The sequence below is a fragment of the Methylophaga sp. OBS1 genome (genome assembly GCF_026319365.1).
In genome coordinates this window covers 170,274-188,923 of sequence record NZ_JAPDMS010000001.1, presented here as the reverse complement: position 1 = coordinate 188,923, position 18,650 = coordinate 170,274, and the positions used below count along the sequence as shown (strand labels likewise).

The 18,650-nt window shown below is 51.0% G+C and carries 15 protein-coding genes; 2 read left to right on the top strand and 13 right to left on the bottom strand.

Features of this window, described 5'->3' with window-relative positions; all coding sequences use genetic code 11:
- Positions 1-9: 9 nt before the first annotated feature.
- Genes OMQ46_RS00865 through OMQ46_RS00840 form a run of 6 tightly spaced genes read right to left on the bottom strand, consistent with a single transcriptional unit; the run spans position 10 to position 7,457 of the window.
- A complete protein-coding gene (locus OMQ46_RS00865; RefSeq protein ID WP_266235041.1) occupies positions 10-912 on the bottom strand; it encodes a class II glutamine amidotransferase in 903 nt (300 codons plus the stop codon).
- A 36-nt stretch (positions 913-948) separates the two neighbouring features.
- Positions 949-2,319, bottom strand: coding sequence for a type III glutamate--ammonia ligase (gene glnT, locus OMQ46_RS00860; RefSeq protein WP_266235040.1), 1,371 nt, complete (start codon positions 2,317-2,319; stop codon positions 949-951).
- A 38-nt stretch (positions 2,320-2,357) separates the two neighbouring features.
- The gene (locus tag OMQ46_RS00855) at positions 2,358-3,026 is read right to left on the bottom strand and encodes a sarcosine oxidase subunit gamma (RefSeq protein WP_266235038.1); all 669 of its coding nucleotides are present in this window, start codon (positions 3,024-3,026) and stop codon (positions 2,358-2,360) included.
- Positions 3,027-3,028: 2 nt separating this feature from the next.
- Positions 3,029-5,941, bottom strand: a complete 2,913-nt coding sequence (locus OMQ46_RS00850) for a 2Fe-2S iron-sulfur cluster-binding protein (protein ID WP_266235036.1) — start codon at positions 5,939-5,941, stop codon at positions 3,029-3,031.
- On the bottom strand, positions 5,938-6,201 hold the full coding sequence (locus OMQ46_RS00845) for a sarcosine oxidase subunit delta (RefSeq protein ID WP_266235034.1): 264 nt from the start codon (positions 6,199-6,201) through the stop codon (positions 5,938-5,940). The genes OMQ46_RS00850 and OMQ46_RS00845 overlap by 4 nt, the downstream gene beginning before the upstream one ends.
- 14 nt (positions 6,202-6,215) lie before the next feature.
- Positions 6,216-7,457 (bottom strand): FAD-dependent oxidoreductase, encoded by a 1,242-nt coding sequence (locus OMQ46_RS00840; RefSeq protein WP_266235033.1) that lies wholly within the window; start codon positions 7,455-7,457, stop codon positions 6,216-6,218.
- Positions 7,458-7,700: 243 nt separating this feature from the next.
- On the opposite strand from OMQ46_RS00840, the gene OMQ46_RS00835 reads away from it, so the two are divergent.
- Positions 7,701-8,336 carry a helix-turn-helix domain-containing protein gene (locus OMQ46_RS00835; RefSeq protein WP_266235031.1) on the top strand — a complete coding sequence of 212 codons (636 nt, stop codon included), beginning with the start codon at positions 7,701-7,703 and terminating at the stop codon, positions 8,334-8,336.
- On the opposite strand, the gene OMQ46_RS00830 is transcribed toward OMQ46_RS00835, so the two are convergent.
- Positions 8,333-8,743 (bottom strand): group II truncated hemoglobin, encoded by a 411-nt coding sequence (locus OMQ46_RS00830; protein WP_266235029.1) that lies wholly within the window; start codon positions 8,741-8,743, stop codon positions 8,333-8,335. The genes OMQ46_RS00835 and OMQ46_RS00830 overlap by 4 nt on opposite strands.
- A gap of 184 nt (positions 8,744-8,927) precedes the next feature.
- Here OMQ46_RS00830 and OMQ46_RS00825 point away from each other — a divergent pair, with 184 nt between their 5' ends.
- Positions 8,928-10,145, top strand: a complete 1,218-nt coding sequence (locus tag OMQ46_RS00825; RefSeq protein WP_266235028.1) for a diguanylate phosphodiesterase — start codon at positions 8,928-8,930, stop codon at positions 10,143-10,145.
- Positions 10,146-10,150: 5 nt separating this feature from the next.
- Here OMQ46_RS00825 and OMQ46_RS00820 read toward each other — a convergent pair whose 3' ends face one another.
- From OMQ46_RS00820 to OMQ46_RS00795, 6 genes are all read right to left on the bottom strand, one after another.
- Complete coding sequence (locus OMQ46_RS00820; protein ID WP_266235026.1) at positions 10,151-11,731, bottom strand: alkaline phosphatase; 1,581 nt, start codon at positions 11,729-11,731, stop codon at positions 10,151-10,153.
- Positions 11,732-11,841: 110 nt separating this feature from the next.
- Entirely contained in the window at positions 11,842-12,288 is a 447-nt protein-coding gene (locus tag OMQ46_RS00815) for a HEPN domain-containing protein (RefSeq protein ID WP_266235025.1), read from the bottom strand.
- Positions 12,285-12,872, bottom strand: coding sequence for a nucleotidyltransferase domain-containing protein (locus tag OMQ46_RS00810; RefSeq protein WP_266235023.1), 588 nt, complete (start codon positions 12,870-12,872; stop codon positions 12,285-12,287). The genes OMQ46_RS00815 and OMQ46_RS00810 overlap by 4 nt, the downstream gene beginning before the upstream one ends.
- 57 nt (positions 12,873-12,929) lie before the next feature.
- Positions 12,930-13,466 carry a hypothetical protein gene (locus OMQ46_RS00805; protein WP_266235021.1) on the bottom strand — a complete coding sequence of 179 codons (537 nt, stop codon included), beginning with the start codon at positions 13,464-13,466 and terminating at the stop codon, positions 12,930-12,932.
- A gap of 12 nt (positions 13,467-13,478) precedes the next feature.
- Positions 13,479-14,447, bottom strand: coding sequence for a calcium/sodium antiporter (locus OMQ46_RS00800; RefSeq protein ID WP_266235020.1), 969 nt, complete (start codon positions 14,445-14,447; stop codon positions 13,479-13,481).
- Positions 14,448-14,576: 129 nt separating this feature from the next.
- The gene (locus OMQ46_RS00795) at positions 14,577-18,281 is read right to left on the bottom strand and encodes an EAL domain-containing protein (RefSeq protein ID WP_266235018.1); all 3,705 of its coding nucleotides are present in this window, start codon (positions 18,279-18,281) and stop codon (positions 14,577-14,579) included.
- Positions 18,282-18,650: the final 369 nt, after the last annotated feature.

The following is an 18,650-nucleotide window of genomic DNA, read 5'->3' as shown; positions in this document are numbered from 1 at the left end:
CACCTAATCTCAGTTACCGTTACGTTCCCAGACGTAGATACGTGCAGGTTCCGGTTCCCAGACCTTGGCGTCTTCGATACCCGGCAGGGTTGTCAAAGCCTGGTATTCAGATGCCATTGCCACGTAATCGTCGGTTTCAGCAATGACGGCCGGTTTACAGGCAATCGGGTCACGCACCACAGCAAAACCGTCTTTGGTGCCAATGGTTAAGGTGTAGAAACCGTCCAACGTTTTCAGCGCGTTCTCGAGTGCTTCATTCAGAGAATCACCCTGCTGCAGACGGTAAGTCAGGTAACCTGCTGCGACTTCGGTATCGTTTTCGGTATCGAATTCAATCCCTTCGCGTTGCAGCTCTTTACGCAGGCGGTTGTGGTTGGAAAAAGAGCCGTTATGTACCAGGCACAGATCCAGACCGGTTGAGAAAGGATGGCTGCCTGCCATGGTGACAGCAGATTCCGTCGCCATACGGGTGTGGCCAATGATGTGGCTGCCTTTCATATCGCCCAGTTTGAACATATCAACGATACGTTCCGGCAGACCGACTTCTTTCAGGATTTCGATCGATTTACCTGAACTCATAACCAGTACATCGTCATGATTCTGTTCCAGGTAGTCCTCGACTTTTTCAGCATCGACGCCGACTTTGAACACGGCAACTTTACTGTTCTGGAACCAGTTCACTTTGGTATCCAGGGCCGTTTCGATGTCTTTCGCCAGGGCTGTCCAGTCGTAGTTTTCGTCTTCATGACGCAGGGTCAGTTTGATGCCGTCTTCTACGGCATCGCCGTAGACCGCAAAACCAGCACTGTCAGGACCACGTTCGGTCATCGCAATCAGCATCGGGGCGAACAGTTTGCCAATTTCGCTCTCGTATTTATCGTTTTTCAGATAAAGACCAACGATTCCACACATAAGATTTCTCCTAAAAAACGCCTCTCAGGCGGAGTATTAATAAAACTCAACGTAACGGTTGATTTCCCAATCGGAGACATGACGCATGTACTCCACCCATTCCATGTGTTTCAGTTCCAGGAATTCCTTGGCCAGTCCTTCACCCAAAGCACCTTTCACGACGTCGTCCTTTTCCAGTGCCAGCAAGGCCTCATGGAGGTTTTGCGGCAGGATGCCGATACCGTTTTGTTCCAGTTCGGCCGGTGTCATGTCGTAGAGGTTTGAGTCGTGACCTTTGCCTGGATCCAATTGGCGTTCCACGCCGTCCAGACCGGCAGCAATGGCTGCTGCAGCAGTCAGATAAGGGTTGCAGGTGCCATCCGGCAGCCGCAGTTCGATGCGTCCGTAGGGGATACGCACCATGGTCGAACGGTTGTTATTACCGTAAGAAATATAGGCTGGTGCCCAGGTCGCACCGGACAGGGAGCGGCCGACGACCAGACGTTTGTATGAGTTAACGGTAGGCGCTGCTATTGCAGTCAGTGCAGGAGCATGCTCCAGGATGCCAGCCATAAAGTGATAGGCCATTTTCGACAGGCCAAGACCATTGGGATCACTGTCATCATGGAACAGACTCTTCTCACCATCACCAATCGACATATGCATGTGCATGCCATTGCCGGGGCGGTTACTGAACGGTTTCGACATGAAGGAGCAGATCATGCCCATTTCATTGGCGATTTCGCTGGCACCCATCTTGAACATAATGTAGTCATCAGCGCTCTTGAGGGCATCAGCGTAGGTGTAGTTGATTTCAAACTGACCATTCGCATCCTCGTGGTCGATTTGATAGATATCGAGACCGACTTTCATCAAGGCTTCGGTCATTTTTTCGAGATACTCACCCTGGCGCTTTATACCTTTGTAGTCATAGCAGGGTTTTTGCAGGGTGTCTGTTTCTTCCCATGGTTCAATCTTGCCGGTGACCGGGTCTTTCTTGAGCAGAGAGAATTCAGGTTCCAGGCCGGTATAAAGAATCCAGCCTTTTTCTTCCAGGCGCTTGATCTGATTTTTCAGCACCACACGGCTGTCATGACCGTAAGGTTGTCCATTGACATGACCGTCGCAGATGATGCGGGCATAGCCTGGCTGCCAGGGCAGCAAACTCAGGGTACTTAAATCACCCACCGCCATATAATCGGGACCATTAGGCGCAATGCCCATGCCCCAGATAGCACCCCCGGCAAAGCCGGCACCATTAGTGGTAATGTCTTCCAGGTGTGAAGCAGGGACAGATTTAACCTTGGCGACACCGTGAATATCGACAAACTGAGCCAAGACGTATTTAACATCATTGTCTTTCAGAAACTTCTTGGCCTGCTCGATTTGGGCTGACTCCAGAAGTGTGTCGTTGTGTTCGTATTTCATGATCTCTTTCCTTCTGTTTATAAAAACAGCGTTGGTGATTAAGTAAGCGAGTAATAAAAATTGAAACCGACCGGGCCGCCGCCCTGCTCTTCGATAATGCTGAGCAGGGTTTTCCACAAATAAGGTCCGAAGGTTCCGTCACACCAGATGCGATAAACAGATTGGCCGTTGAGCGTCTGCTTCAGCAGCGTTGCTGACACACCGGCGATGACAGTCATGACCAGACGATTTTCTGCCAGGGTCGCGCCGTCCAGATCGATGGCACACACTTCAGAAAACAGGGCTAGGGTCAGCTCACCGCTGACAATAAATGCCGCGTCATTGCGCATCACTTTATGCACACCGCCCTCATTCACGGCGGTGTCGTTGAGCATCCGGGCAAGGTCGTTTTCCGGCCGGTCTTCCAGCAGAAACTCGGTATTACCCAAACGCATCACCAGACTGCCGTTGTCCTGTGGCGTCCAGCTGTTAGTGGTTTCAGGCAGCTTGATTCCCGCTGTCTGCAACCAGTTGGCAGCCTGTGGTCCTTTCACACCAAAACGATTGAGATTGCTGACATCGCAGATACTCAAGGTCTTGCTGCGTGAGGCTTCCACATCGGCTGCATCAAAGCTCAATGCAGTCTCCATGCCATTGACTTCCCCGCTGACCGGCTTCCTTAATGCGTGAGCAAAGGCCACCGGACTCATTAATACGGCGTCTTGCATGATTACTCTCCTCTACTCTCTAAAAGGTGGAAAAACGGTGCATTGCAGGCGGTCGCCGATACCATCGCACCGGAGTCGGTACGGATCTGGAAACGGGCGCCGTCATGGCTCTGTTCAGGCGGCACAAAGGCAAAGCCGATGTGACGATCAAGATAGCCGCTGTAGGAAATACTGGTGACTCGTCCAGCAATACGGCTTGCACTATCAATGACCAGGTTGCACTCATTTGGCATCTCGCCGTTGAAGCCCGGATCCAGTACAAAAGTGGTCAGCTTCTTGTTAAGCGGCTTTTTCTCCAGGATTTTCAGGCTGCGCTGACCGATGAAGAACGGTTTATCCATCGCCACCAGAGATTCAGAATGCGCTTCAAACGGGTTGGTCAGACCATCGGTATCGTGACTCACCAGGTGATGCCCCATCTCCAGACGCAGCAGACGCTGGGCATCGGTTCCGAATGGGCGTATGCCTGATGATTTACCGGCTTCCATCAGTGCTTTCCAGACATGCAGACCGGCTCTGTAGGGCACATGGATTTCGAAGGCGAGATCCGCAACAAAGCTGACACGCATCACGCGGGCATCGACACCGGCCACTTTTCCGGTACGGAACGCGCCTTTACCCATGCCGGCTTCAGACACATCAATCTCGGTCAGCGCCGCCACGACATCACGGGATTTGGGACCAGCGACAGTCATCGCTGCCATTGCACCGGTCAGGTTGACCAGCGTGACCTGCATCTTCCACAGCTGAACGTAGCGCTGCATTTCACGGTAAACGGTCGCGGCATTGGATGAGTTGGTGGAGACATAAAACTGGTCTTCCGCCATTCTCACCGCGACACCATCGTCACTGACCACACCGGCTTCATCGAGCAGCATGGCAATGCGACTGCCACCGACTTTTTGATCGGCAAACTTACCGGTGTAAAAACGTTCCAGGAAGGCGCCGGCATCGCTGCCGAAGACCTCGATTTTGCCTAGGGTGCTGCCGTCGATCATGCCCACGCTCTCGCGTACCGCCAGCGTTTCCTGCTGTACCGCCTCACTGGCAGTCAGACCGGAACCGGCCGGCGCATAATAGGCCGGACGCATCCAGACACCGGCTTCCATCATTTCACCGCCGTGATCCACATGCCACTGGTGCATCGCGGTATAGCGATGAGGATGGAAACCACGTCCACCCAGGTGACCAATCGGGGTCGGATGGAAGAATGGACGTGCAGTCGTAGTGCCGATTTTTTCTACCGGCAGCTGACGGATACGAGCCAGGATCCGGATGGCATTCATATTGGAATGCTTGCCCTGGCTCGGGCCCATGCCAACCGTGGTAAAGCGTTTCATCAATTCGATATTGTCGAAACCTTCTTTGGCGGCATTGATAAAGTCCTTAACCTGGATATCCTCGTCAAAATCAACAAAGTTCTTGCCTTTGGGATGGTTGACGATGGGATAAGGATGGCTGGGACGGTTGACCGATGCGGCTTTAAAGCGCTCCAGCTGGACCACTTTACCCAGGTAATTAGCGGCTTCCGTCGCGGCACGGCGGCCATCCTGCTGACGTGATTTCAAATCAAACACGCCGTTGACCTTACCGGCAGCAAATACGCCTTCAGGCAGCTGGGCCGGGACGAACTGTTCGACATCATAGTCGTAGCCCATTTTGGTACCAGCCTGGTACAGCAGCGCGGCAGCCGGTGCCCAGCCGGCACTCATAGCAACGCCATCACAACTCAGACGCACACTGCGGCTGGTATCAGCTTCAGCGGTGTTTTCGTTATAAGGACAGACCACCACCTCTTTCACGCCCAGCTTGTCACCAGTGGGCACGGCTTCATAAATGCAGCTGCCTTTATGCACGCTGATGCCACTGTCTTTGACCTTTTGAGTCAACTCCTGACCGGCACCACTGATGCGCATATCGATGACGGCAACGACTTCAACACCGACCGAGGCCAGATCCAGTGCCGTGCGGTAGCCATGATCATTGGCTGTCACAACCACACCTTTATCAAATGGCTTGACCGCATAACGATGCACCAGCCGCTGAGCAGCGCTGCCCAGCATCACGCCTGGCAGATCGTTGTAGCGGAACACGGGGGGTTGCTCGAATACGCCGGTTGCCACAATCACAGATTGTGCGCGCACCTTGGTGATACCGCTTTTTTCGACAATCGGCACCAGGTGGTCAGTGTAATAACCACCGGCATAAGCATCGGTAATCAGGCGGATATTGCTGTTGGCTTCGACTTCACTCAGCAGCGTATTCAGTGTGTCAGCAGAAGTCTGATCACCGGCATAGTCATAGCTCAGACTGCCGCCTGCCTGGCGGTTCTCATCCACCAGAATCACACTCAGGCCTTCTGCTGCCGCAGTCAGGGCCGCTGACAGACCGGATGCACCGGCACCGACTACCAGCACATCACAATGCGCATGGCGTTTAGGACGGATATTGCGCGGGTAGTTAGAGTTAACCTCGCCCAGTCCGGCTGCTTTACGGATTTTGTCTTCCCAGAACGGGAACATCCGTTTGGGTTTATAAAAGGTTTTGTAATAGAAGCCGACCGGCAAAAACGGTGACAAGTAATCGATATACTTGTTCTTATCTTTGATAACGCCGCCATCGGTATTGACCGCTTTCAAGGTCATACCATGGCTGACCGGCCAGACATCAGCGCGAATATTGGTGTCTTCACCATCGGTCATCAGCGCGTTGACATCATGATTGGCAAAACTCAACAGACCACGGGCACGGTGATACTTGAAGCTGCGGCCCAAAACCTGAATACCATTGGCCCACAGTGCACTGCTGATGGTGTCACCCTCGTAACCCTGTACCTGCTGACCTTCGTATTCAAACGTCAGGGGCTTGTCGCGGTTGATCCACTCGCCTCTTTTCTTTGCAATTCGACGGGTCATTTTGCTTCCTCCTGACCGGCAATGTAGGTACGGACGACTTTGTCAGCCATCGTGTCGCGTTCGGCAATAAACCAGGTGCCGCTGGGCCCGTGGTACCACCATTCCTTTTTCACACCGGGTGCACCATGACGGTAGTGCACGTAGGCAGCCCATTCCTTGTCGCTGCAGGTGTCGGGATTCGGCATATCACGGTACTCACCGCCGTAGGTGAATTCGCTGAGAGGCCGGATGCCGTTGATTGGACATTGAAGTAATTTCATGGTGTGTTTCTCACTTAGTGTCCGACCGAGGCTGCACCTTTTTCACCGGTCAGCTCGTAGTCTTCAAAACGGGATAAACGGAAAGGCTGGATCAGATCCGGGGCCGCATCACGGGCGATGGTCTCGGCCATCGTCTTACCGCTGATAGGTGTTGCCTTAAAGCCCCAGGTACCCCAGCCGGCGTCGAGATAGAAACCTTCCACCGGGGTTTTCCCCATCACCGGCGCAAAGTCCGGGGTCAGATCGGCCATGCCGGCCCACTGACGAACCACTTTGACGTTGGACAGGAACGGGAACATATCGACGATGTGCGAAGTGAGGCCCTCGACGAAATCCAGTGAACTGCGGGTTGAATGCACTTCATAAGGATCCAGCGAAGACCCCATGACCAGCTCACCACGGGATGACTGGCTGACATAAACATGCAGGCTGCCGGACACCAGGATGGTATCGAGCCAGGGTTTCATCGGCTCACTGACGCAGGCTTGCAGTGGGTGAATCACAATCGGGGTATCGATATCGACCATGTCGGTAATACGCGGTGTAAAACCGGCAACGGCAGACAAAACCCGGTTAGTTTCGATGTAACCCTTACTGGAATTGACGCCGACGACCTTGCCGCTTTTCACATCGATACCGGTGACTTCGGTCATCTGAAATATTTCCACACCCATACGATCGGCTTCTTTGGCATAGCCCCAGGCCACAGCATCATGACGCGCCACTGAACCGGGTGCGTGATACAGCGCGCCCATAATGGGCGCCTGACCACTACATTGAATATCCAGCTGAGGACAGGCTTTGGAGATTTCATCCGGACCGACCACATAGCTCTCCACACCAACATGTTTATTCACTTCGGCACGCCAGCGCATGGTGCGCATCGCGGATTCGGTGTGCGCCAGTGTGAAGTGACCGCGGGTGGAGTAAAACAGGTTGAGGTCCAGCTCTTCCGACAGGTCCTCATACATTTTGACGCTGGCGTCATAGAAGTTGACGCCTTCCGGTGTCAGGTAATTGGAACGGACGATCGTGGTGTTCCGGCCCGTATTGCCACCACCGATATAGCCTTTTTCCAGCACGGCGACATTGGTGATGCCGTAATCTTTGGCCAGGTAGTAAGCGGCAGCGAGGCCATGACCACCACCGCCGATGATGACGGCATCGTAGCTTTTCTTGGGCTGCGTGCAGTCCCGAAAAAACCGTGGTGCCGGATGTTCTTTGCTAAGACCGTATTTCAAAAGTCCTAATGGCATTCTTTACCTCCACTGCCGTGGTGCTGGCTTCTACTACTTAAGAAGTAGACTGCGGCTACCACCTTTTTAGTAAACATTGTTTCACTGGATGAAACTTGATTTCCATTTACGCATGACTGATTTTTGATGTCAATACTTGCAGTAAACTTTTTTTCATATAATGAATCTTTGAATGGTCTGATGCCCGGAAACTGGGTTATAATCAAAGCCCTGAACAAGGCATACGACGGAGTATTTTCAGGCGTGAACAACAAAGAATCGCTCACCACAGGGACGACCGGCCATTCACTGGATAAACATCTGGGCAATACTTTGCGCCACTTGCGGATGGAGAACGGTCTGACCATTGCCGAAGTCAGTAAGCGGGCTAATGTCAGCCGCGGCATGTTGAGCAAAATCGAAAACGGTCTCACGTCACCCAGCCTCGAAAAACTGGAACATCTGGCTAACGCCCTGGGCGTTACCCTCTCCCGCCTGTTTCATGACTACGACACGCCCAAGGCCGGGGCGCAGTACGTTCCCCATGGCGAGGGCATGGAAGTCGTGCGTCGCGGCACTAAAAGCGGCCACACCTATCATCTGCTGGCCTACGACACGGGCCCGAAAAAGCTGTTTGAACCGTTCCTGATTTCGCTCGATGAAGACAGCGAAGTGTTTGACCCTTTCGAGCACGCCGGTACCGAATTCATTTATATGCTGGAAGGCAAGCTGGAATACTCTGTGGGTGACAAGCTCTATATTCTTGAGCCCGGTGATTCGCTGACATTTGATGCCGAACAGCCGCATCGACCGATGGCCAAGCTGGACATGCCGATCCGCTACCTGGCTATCATCTACTACGACAGCCTCGACGACTTTGAGGGCGACCAACACGGTTAAGTTTGAGCCTGGGCTGATTGGCGAACCAGAATTGCTGCCATATCAGTAAAGCTCTGCATTAATTGCTGTTTGAGATTCGGGCTATAGTTCAGTTTGTCCATAGCCATAGACATACTGGTCAGCCAGGCCTGACTGACACTGTCATCGATATGCACATGCGCATGAATCTGTCGTACGTTGGAGTGCCCCCATTTCTCAGCGTAAAGCTTGGGGCCACCGAATAAACCGGAGAAGAAATTGAACTGCTCCATTCGGGCATGGGCCATCCCATGACCACGCAGATGCAACAGATAAACAGGCTTACCGACCTCTGTCGTTTCCAGAATATTACAGAAAGTCTCAACCAGCCGCTCAACGCCCTCGGCGCCACCAATCTGTCGGTAAATACTTTCACGAGGTTTTGTCATCGCTTGCTGCATGCTTACCCCCTAACCACTCAGCAACCATCAATAAAATGATTTTAGTGAGGGGCAAGAGACGGTGAAATACCGATGAGTGTGTACTCCCAAAGAGGTATATCCGTTACCGCAGCGTGTTTTCACAATGTGACAAACCTGTGTTAACGTCCTACAAAAAAGCGTGGAATTGGCTATGTCATTAAGCCTGTTGGTCTATCGAAGTCGTTCAACCAACCAACTAAAGAAAGATAAAGTTGTGGCGATGTCAAAGCACTTCGCCGACAGAAATCGTCATCGCGATATCACCGGTATGCTGGTGTTTGATGGTGAATTTTTTTTGCAGGTGCTGGAGGGACCCAGGCAAAGGGTGAGCGCTTTATATGAACTGATTCAGACCGATCCCAGACATGATGAAGTCGTCACCGTGCTCGAAGAACCCATATACAGACGCACTTTTGATGACTGGGGACTGGGATTTATCGTCATCAATGATGAGGGTGGTAAGCAAATCATCTCCAGTGACCTCGAGTTTGACGATCAACTCCACAGACTGGGTCTCGATAACCTGGAACGGGTCGATGCAACACGCGCTTCCTTGATCATTGATGCCTTTGCCAAGGGCCGCTGGCGCGACTCCTATAATATCCCCTCAAGAAAACTCTATGACGATCTTAACGGCATCGTGGTAAGGCCGAATGAGAAGGCAGTACCTATCGGAAACTACCCGGTTAATTTTGCTTTCCAGCCTATCGTTAACCCCATCAGTAAACTGGTGACTTCTGCTGAGGCGCTGCTCAGGGGGCCAAATAGTGAATCCCCCCTCTCTATCCTGTCTCAATATAGTGGCATCGATTTGTATCGATTCGACCTGGAATCTAAACAATACGCACTGCAAATTGCAGCAGATATGGGCCTGCCCTGCCGGATTTCACTCAACCTGTTGCCGATGTCACTGATTATGGTGCCGGATGCTGTGGATTTTCTGCTGGATACGATAGAAAGACTGGGGCTTTCCAGTGAGCAGATTGTGGTGGAAATCACCGAAGAAGAGGCTATCACTAATTACGATGCCTTTTTCGGTGCCATTACCCGCTTACGCGGTGCTGGTATCAAAGTAGCGATAGATGACTTCGGTGCCGGCTATGCCGGCCTCTCATTGCTCGCTGAATTTCAACCAGACAAAGTCAAAATAGATCGCAAACTGATCCAGGGCATTCAAACCAATGGCCCCAGACAAGCTATTGTGAGAGCGATTATTGAGTGTTGTTACTCTCTGGGGATCTCGGTCATTGCTGAAGGCGTGGAAGAAGCCGCTGAAGTTCAGTGGTTACTGGCAGCGGGCGTCAGTAAATTTCAGGGCTTTTACTTTGCACGCCCCTCTCTTAACAGTTTCCCACAAATCAACTGGTAAAACACTCACCACGGCGCTACTCGCCGCATGACGTGAAAGATCAGATTCTGTTCATTGACGCCTGAGACCGCTGAAGCCCCCGGGCCAATCGCATAAATGGCCACATCTTCTCCACCATGTGTCTCTGAACCCAGCGGCACCAGCACTTCCTGGTGATAGCCTTTGGCCTCTGTATCAACATGGCTGAGGTCATGCCGCCCTGTATTAGCTGGCTGAGTGTAAGCCACATCCGCATCCGTTTCATCGCCCAAATCCCGAAAGCCTAAACCATTCGCATAGCCCAGCGTGGTATAGGGCATGCCATCCTCTGCGACTGCCGGTTCCTGTTCACCGATATTAACGACTTTTCCCAAAATCGGATTACCGCGCTTGGGATAACCGGCCATAGTAAAGACATGACTGTGATCTGCGGTCACGATAATCAGTGTTTCTTCGCTGTTGGTGTTCTCCAGCGCGATCTCAACTGCGCGAGCAAACTCAATCGTATCTGTCAGGGCGTTATGGGCATTACCGGCATGATGAGCGTGATCAATCCGTCCGCCTTCCACCAGCAGGAAAAAGCCATTTTCATTGTTATCCAGAATATCAATCGCTTTGGCTGTCATCTCACTGAGCGACGGTTCACCGGCATCATCATTGCCGCGGTCAGCCTCATAGTGCATATGTGAGTCTTCAAACAGCGCCAGCAGCTTCTGGGTTTCAGCGGGATTCACGGCATCAAATCCTGCCTGATTCTCGATGTAATGACCGCCCGGATATTGTGCCTGCCACTCATCAATTAAGTTGCGCTGGTCATTTCGGTCACCAGTGAATAAGCTTTTTTCATCCTCATTATCCGAGGCTGGCTGATTGGGCAGAAAATGACGACGGCCACCGCCCATCATCACCTCAATACCGTCAATATCAACAGTTGGATAACGTTGCTCCAGTCGCTGCTCAAAACTGACCAGTTGCGAGGCAATATCTTCACAGCCTGCCGCCACTGCATCCGCTGGCAGATCAGCGCTGTCTTCCCAGTTACGTTCCGGTGACTTGGCATAGGTCGCGGCTGGCGTGGCGTGCGTGACCCGGGTTGTGGTTACAAAGCCTGTCGACTGCCCCGCCATTTCCGCGAGTTCCAGTGCGCTGACCAGTTCATTACCACTGACGCTGGTGCAGTCACCGCGCGTGACGTCTTCATCAATGCCGATAATACCGGCATCTGTTTTCACACCGGTGATTATCGCGGTCATGGTACCGGCAGAATCCGGTGTCTGGGCATCCACATTGTAGGTTTTGGAGAGTCCGGTAAACGGAAAGGCTTCAAAGCTCAGGCTGTTCTCTTCCCCGGGCAGGCCTTTGTTCTGACCATCCAGAATCCGCGCCGCGGTAATAGTGGACACGCCCATGCCATCGCCAACAAACAGAATAATGTTTTTGGCTTTTTTCCCGGGTTCAAATACCGGTTTTTCTGCCAGTTTGGCTGCCGCGTCCTGAAACCAGGGATTATTGGTCTGATGCTCAGGTAAATTTACTTCACCGCTATAGGCATGCAGACTGGTAACAATTAAGGCAATCGCAATTAAAAATAAAGATTTCTTGGGCATTACAATATCGGCCTTGATTAAAAAGAAGACGTTTAACAGAAACAGTGCCTTTCATGTTATGCGTAAACAATGAAACTCATATTTCATAATCGGCATCAGTTTAGTTATCACTATGCTTTTGAGATTAAATCAGCGTGATTTTCAAGCAAGTATTGATTCACCAACTTCCATAATGCATCTGCATGGTCGAGACACGCTTGCATAGATCTATCCGTGATTAGGTCACCGCTATAATCAGCAATATTGCGTTGCTTTCTCAAGATATCCAGTTCTACAATGATGTCCTTATCCAGACCAACCGTTTTAGCTAAGCTCTGAATCATGGTCTGATGATGACCCGGCACCGAGGTAACAGTGCGATAACCGTTGGCCTGCAGCGACGCGTTGGCAAGTTGCATAATGGCCTTATAAGCCATATCAAAACGGTTTTCATTACTCAATGTGGTGGTTTGTGCATCTTCAATATTGCGCCTGGCTGCAGCCAATAAGCGCTGAATCATATGTTTATCAGGCGCAACCGCATCCAGCGACTTCCCGACAAGATTATCTAATGTCATGCTAAATCATCCCTGTTACCAATCACATTAATGACTGGTTTGTGCAAAAGCTCCTGCAGAAATACTGTGTTCTTTTTCTTGCTCTGCTGCCACTCTGATAGTGTAAAAGTTTTCGGATTAATTTCACGTCCCAGAGTCTGCTGACACGGATAGACGGCTTTTACCAACTCAGCAAAACTGACCTCTCCCACCACGCACAAATCAATATCGCTGTGAACACCAGCCTCGCCCGAAGCCATCGAACCAAATACAAAAGCCACATCAATTTGTTCAGACAAGGCAGCCATTGCATGGCGCAGCACATCCGCTACACCGAAGGTCTTTCGAGCGATTGAGACCAGCTCTTCAAATATCGGGCTAGCAGGATTAGCCTGGTAGTGCTGTTGATTTCCTTCTCTTGACACAAGAACAAGACCGGCGCCCGCAAGTTTTTCCAACTCGCGAGTGACAGTGCCTCTTCCCATATCAGCCCGACGTAGGATCTCGTTGGTATAAAAACGCTCGCCAGGCTTGCTAAAAAGTAATCCCAATACCCGTTGCTGTGTTTTTGTGAATAATGCATCAGCTATCGAAGTGATTGACATAGAACACCAACAATAAAATCCCCAATATGGGTACTATAATCCCCATATTGGGGATTTTCAATATTCACTATGAATTGGGTATTCCAGCTCTGAATAATAATCACCAAACACAATTTCCACCCGTAGTCGCTCTCCTGATTTTGCGAGTGAAGCCGGGTTGGAAACCTGCTCCAGCCACTGGCTGGCCTGATTGGCTGGAATCAGGTTGCAGATATCACCGATGGGCCAGTGAAAATACAGTTCATTGTTTTTCTTCTCCGCCAGCACGTCCGGGTCAGTGCTTTCAGGAATCGGAATATAGGAGCTGAACATTTCCAGCCCACCCTGCTGCTCAGGATCATTGGCAAAATACTCTAGCGAAATATCCCAGCCGCGCACCAGTCCGGCCATTTCATTGCCCTGCTCCAGGCTGAAGCCATACATCGCCAAGGTGCCGTCATTGACCTTGGGCAATTTATTCAGCGCTTTCTGCACGGCTTTAATGGCCTGACTGTCCTGTTCACTGAGCCCATCCAGGGAAAGCAGCCAGTCACCTAAATCAATCGCCGACTGAATGAGTTTTTTGTGCGACTTGTCGAGCAGTATATTCGCCATGATGTTCCGTGATTAAGCGAAAACAGTAGTGATCAGGTACACGGTATAGCCGACATAAGCCGACAGCAGAATACCGCCCTCAATCCGATTGATTCGGCCCTGTTTACCGAGACCGTAACCAAACACAAACAGCGACAGCGTCAACACAATCATGGTCATCACATCGCGATACAGCAGTTCCTGAGAGACGGCCATCGGGGCAATGCTGCCGGCGATACCCACCACGGCCAGGGTGTTAAACAAGTTGGAACCGATGATATTACCCAGTGCGATATCATGCTCACCTTTACGGGCGGCAATCACTGATGAGGCCAGCTCGGGCAGAGAGGTACCCACAGCTACAATGGTGAGACCGATAATCAGGTCACTGACGCCCAGGGCTGTAGCGATTTCCACCGCCCCCCAGACCAGTACCCGGGAACTCAGAATCAATAGCAGCAAGCCGGTAATCAGCCAGAATACGGCACGTTTAATCGGCATTTGCTGCTGTTCAAGCTCCTGCTCCATTTCGGTACCGAATTCATCTGTTTTTTTCTGCATCCCCTGCCAGATGGTCCAGCCCATCAGAACAGCGAAAATCAGCAGCAGGACGATAGCGTCCATCCGGGACAGGTTGCCATCCCAAAGCTGCCAGGCTGCGGCGAAGGTAATGATGGTGAGGATAGGCAGCTCTTTTCTCAGCACCTGTGAATGCACTGCAATCGGGCTGATTAAAGCTGTGATACCCAGAATCAGGGCAATATTGGTGATATTGGAGCCATAGGCATTGCCCAGGGCGATACCGGGATTTCCCTGCGATGAGGCCAGTGCCGAGACCACCATTTCCGGCGCAGAAGTACCAAAGCCGACAATCACCATACCTATTAATAAGGCAGGCATGCCGAAGTGCCGTGCGGTAGCGGCGGCGCCTTCAACAAACTTGTCCGCACTCCAGACCAGTAAAATCAGGCCAAAAATGACAGCAGCAATAGCAAGGCTCATACAGGTGATTACTCCGATTCAATGCGTTAGAAACAAAAGCCTGCCCGATCATAGCAAGCCTGAAAATGCTTATCAGAATAATCTCATCATGTCGCTACGATTCGGTGTTTTATGCCGGTGTTACCTGGATTACTGAAAGGACTGAACCCAGTCAAACACAGCCGCAGCGGGCATCGGTTTGGCGATGTAATAGCCCTGAATCGTCTCACAGCCAAATTGCATCAAAGTGTCACACTCCGCTTCGGTCTCAACCCCCTCCGCGACAATGTGCCGTTTGAAGGTTTGTGCCAGCTCGATTACACCTTTCACAATCGCCATATCGCCCTCGCTTTCATGCATGCTGCTGACGAATGAGCGATCAATTTTCAGCGTTCTGACGGGTAATTTTCTCAGGTAGGTCAGCGAAGAATATCCGGTTCCAAAATCATCCAGCGCGAAAAAGATACCGAGCCGCTGACCTGCCGCCTCTACCACACCTGCCGTTTGGCGGGTTTCAAGCGCGGATGTTTCCAGTAACTCCAGCTCCAGCAAGGCAGGGGGAATGTCAGGATAATTCGACAGCAGTTTTTCCAGTTTATCCACGAAATCAATATGCTGGATTTGCCGTGCCGACACATTCACGCTGACCTGTAAATCCAGTCCCTGGCTGCGCCATTGTTGAATCTGTTGCAGGGCTTGTTCCAGCACCCAATCGCCTACAGTAATGATGAGTTCATGCGATTCAATCGCCGGTAGAAACTCACCCGCGCCCAGCACGCCTTTTTCCGGGTGTCGCCAGCGTATCAGTGCTTCCATCCCCGTGACCTCACGGGTTCTCATATTGACTTTGGGTTGATAGTACAGACAAAGCTCATCGTTTCGCAGCGCTGCCGCAACCTGTTCAATACGGGCATGCAGCGCATGCATCTGCTGGTCGAGTTTGACATCAAAAATATGGTAACCGTCACGCCCCGCCTGCTTGGCCTCATACATGGATAAATCAGCATGACGAATCAGGGTATCGGCATCGACATCATCCAACGGATAAATTGCTACGCCGATACTGGCGGTAACAGAGACAATATGGCTATCCAGTGAAATTTCTTCTGCAATTTTCTTGTTGATACGGGTCAGCACCGGATCCAGTTCTTGAAGATCCTCAATATTGGTGATCAGCAGAACAAACTCATCGCCGCCCATTCGAGCAACCGTATCACCACTTCGAACCACCTGATTAAGACGATTTGCCACTTCAATCAGTAGTTTATCGCCAACATCATGGCCGAAACTGTCATTGATAGGCTTGAAATCATCCAGATCAAGAAAACACACTGCCAGCATACTGCCTCGGCGTCGGGCATGGTTCAATGACTGCTCAAGCCGGTCAGACAACAATGTCCGGTTGGCCAGTTGGGTGAGCGAATCGTAATGAGCCAGATCCTCCAGTTGACGCTCGGTATTTTTTATTTCGGTAATATCCGCGAACAGGCCGAGATAATTAGTGATTTCGCCCTGCTCATCCTTAATGGCACTGATAGTCAGGATTTCGGCATAAAACTCACCATTCTTCCGACGGTTCCAGATTTCACCTCGCCAGCGCCCCGTCTCGTGAATGGTTTTCCACATCTTGTCGTAGAAACTTTTATCCTGACGACCGGAAGCCAGCACGCCCGGATCCTCACCTATCAACTCATTTTGACCATAACCGGTAATTTCAGTGAAAGCATGGTTAACGGTAATGATGCGATTGTCCTTATCGGTGATCAGGATACCTTCCCAGGCATTATCGAAAACGCTGGCGTGTAAACGTAAGGCTTCCTGTGCTTTCAACCACTCGGTCACATCATAAAACCAGCCGATGACACATTTTTCGTTTTCGTACTGAATTGGCATATAGGTGGCCAGCACCACCTTTTCTTCACCATCGGGTATCTGCAGACGAGTGAGCACATCAGACACTTTGCCATCCTGCTCCAGGGTCTTCAGGTAATGCTGGTATTGTGCTTCATCGACATAATAATCAGCAGGGTCAGCACCGAGCACCGTATCAGCGTCACGCTTTATCAGCTCTGCGTAGCCCCGGTTTGCGTATATCACTTTTCTGCCACCGTCAGCAGCAATCCTTGTCGCGATGGGGCTGTATTCCAGCAATTCCTGTTGCTGTTTTGTCAGTGTCCGAAGATCTGTTTCGATTTGTTTGAGATAAGAAATATCGGTATGCATACCGATCATCCGGGTCGGGCACTGTGCCCGGTCCCGCTCGACCACGATGCCGCGTGACAAAATCCATTTCCAACTGCCATCCTTGCAGCGCATTCTGAATTCAGCAGCAAAAACGGCGCTCTTACCACTGAGGTAGTCATCCAGATGCTCGCGGGCTTTTCCAATATCATCCGGGTGAACCAGCTCATCCCAGGACGAAATCTCGGGGGAAATCTCATGCTCTTTAAACCCGAGCATTCGTGCCCATTGTTTGGAGTAAAGGACATCTCCCGTCGTGATATTCCAATCCCAGACCCCGTCACCGGCCCCCTCCAGGGCCAGGTTCCAGCGTTCCTCACTCTCAGCCAAAGCTTGCCTGGCGTCCGCCACACGCTCGGCCATAACATCAAATTCCCGCGCAGCCATGGCAATTTCATCTTTGCCTTTCACGCTCTGCGCGACCACATTTCGGTCACCGGATTCATAAGATCGAATTGCCCGGGTCAGACGGGTCAAACGCGACACAACATTGGTGTGAATCGCCGCCGTGATCAGCCCACCACACACCGCAGTAATCACAAAGACCATGACGAACAACATGAACAGTAACTGTTGCAGCGGCTCAACAATATTAGCCACAGGTACCAAACGGAAATAAGACCAGTCCACCGGGGCAATCCGCATGCCCAGCGCAATATATTCCTCGCCATCAATCATCAAATTCCGTGACAACAATACCGAGGCGTAATCCAGTGAGTGGGTATTGAGTAACGCTTTTAATTCGTCTTCCCCATTCAACGCGAAATCATCCTGATCCGTTGCCGCCTCAAGTGCCTCCTGCCATTGACCGGCAAGAATAAACTCCCCTTCTTTATCAAGCAGGAAGTGCTGCGTATCCGGGTACATCTGCTGATCACGGAAGATAAACCCCAAAACATTAGTGAGTTGCATATCTTCCCCAAGTGCACCCATCCATTGTTCATTCAAGTAAAGGGGATAGACTGCACTGACCATCCAAACTTTCGGCACCGGATCAAATAGTGGCGGTGTAAACCGATAGCCGCGAGCCGGGTTTGATTCGGGGGAAGTCAATGTCATCCAGGGTGTCTGGGTGTAGTCATTATCAGCGTCTTGATCAAAAACAAACTCAGGAAAAGTCTTATCGAAAATGACCTCGCTGCGGTCCCGAGACAGATACCAGACATTTTCGTGCAAACGGTTGGCTGCAGCACCAAAGGTATCCATAACCTGCTTGATACGAAGATGCATGACTTTCTGCTGATCGCTGAGTGCTGACGAATCCGGCAGAAAAATACCGGCCTCCTGCTGTCCGTCATAATCATCACGACGGTTACGCCAGATGCCATCATCATTCAGCGTGGCCTCCTGATAAAAAGCATCGATTTCTTGTTGCGTTACCGGCTTTTGCAGCGCTTCCTGTAATAGCCGTGATAATGCTTTTAGCTTCTGCTCCCCTGCTCGCAACCGCTCTGATGCCACGTCAACCTGACTATCAGTCATGGTTAACAGATTCTTAACCTCACGACTCAGAATCTTCTCTTTGGCAAAAGCTGTAATCAGTATCGCTGTGGGTATCGCCGTAATCAGTATGCTAACGATGACAATAAGACTGATTTTTTCTCTGATCCGCATAGAGACTGGCTTTCCCAATGGCTATGAGGCTATCTTCCTAAGCACAGAAGGATTCGTCAACAATTTTGAACGGTCTGTGACGCTTACCAGGTGGAAAAAGAAAATCAGGCGGGGAAAATCTACCAATAGAACACCGGAGCAACATTCAAATAACTGTATATTTCTATTAATGGTGCAGACACAAAAAAACCACCCGAGGGTAGTTTCTGTTCGATTGGGGCGGCGCGAAGCTAATTTAAAATTTAGTGTGTTGATATTGATATATGCTACCAACTGAGAATATCAGCTTGCCCCGTCAATGAGAGATATAAAAAAGTCATGATATTGAATTGATTTTAAAGCTTATTTGAGAAGAATTATCCGTTTCAT

Excerpts from the sequence above, each read along its gene's own strand:
- OMQ46_RS00820 (WP_266235026.1), bottom strand. The coding sequence starts at position 11,731 with ATGCCCAAGAAATCTTTATTTTTAATTGCGATTGCCTTAATTGTTACC.
- OMQ46_RS00855 (WP_266235038.1), bottom strand. The coding sequence starts at position 3,026 with ATGCAAGACGCCGTATTAATGAGTCCGGTGGCCTTTGCTCACGCATTA.
- OMQ46_RS00850 (WP_266235036.1), bottom strand. The coding sequence starts at position 5,941 with ATGACCCGTCGAATTGCAAAGAAAAGAGGCGAGTGGATCAACCGCGAC.
- OMQ46_RS00810 (WP_266235023.1), bottom strand. The coding sequence starts at position 12,872 with ATGTCAATCACTTCGATAGCTGATGCATTATTCACAAAAACACAGCAA.
- OMQ46_RS00795 (WP_266235018.1), bottom strand. The coding sequence starts at position 18,281 with ATGCGGATCAGAGAAAAAATCAGTCTTATTGTCATCGTTAGCATACTG.
- OMQ46_RS00805 (WP_266235021.1), bottom strand. The coding sequence starts at position 13,466 with ATGGCGAATATACTGCTCGACAAGTCGCACAAAAAACTCATTCAGTCG.
- OMQ46_RS00825 (WP_266235028.1), top strand. The coding sequence starts at position 8,928 with ATGTCATTAAGCCTGTTGGTCTATCGAAGTCGTTCAACCAACCAACTA.
- OMQ46_RS00800 (WP_266235020.1), bottom strand. The coding sequence starts at position 14,447 with ATGAGCCTTGCTATTGCTGCTGTCATTTTTGGCCTGATTTTACTGGTC.
- glnT (WP_266235040.1), bottom strand. The coding sequence starts at position 2,319 with ATGAAATACGAACACAACGACACACTTCTGGAGTCAGCCCAAATCGAG.
- OMQ46_RS00845 (WP_266235034.1), bottom strand. The coding sequence starts at position 6,201 with ATGAAATTACTTCAATGTCCAATCAACGGCATCCGGCCTCTCAGCGAA.
- OMQ46_RS00815 (WP_266235025.1), bottom strand. The coding sequence starts at position 12,288 with ATGACATTAGATAATCTTGTCGGGAAGTCGCTGGATGCGGTTGCGCCT.
- OMQ46_RS00830 (WP_266235029.1), bottom strand. The coding sequence starts at position 8,743 with ATGACAAAACCTCGTGAAAGTATTTACCGACAGATTGGTGGCGCCGAG.
- OMQ46_RS00840 (WP_266235033.1), bottom strand. The coding sequence starts at position 7,457 with ATGCCATTAGGACTTTTGAAATACGGTCTTAGCAAAGAACATCCGGCA.
- OMQ46_RS00865 (WP_266235041.1), bottom strand. The coding sequence starts at position 912 with ATGTGTGGAATCGTTGGTCTTTATCTGAAAAACGATAAATACGAGAGC.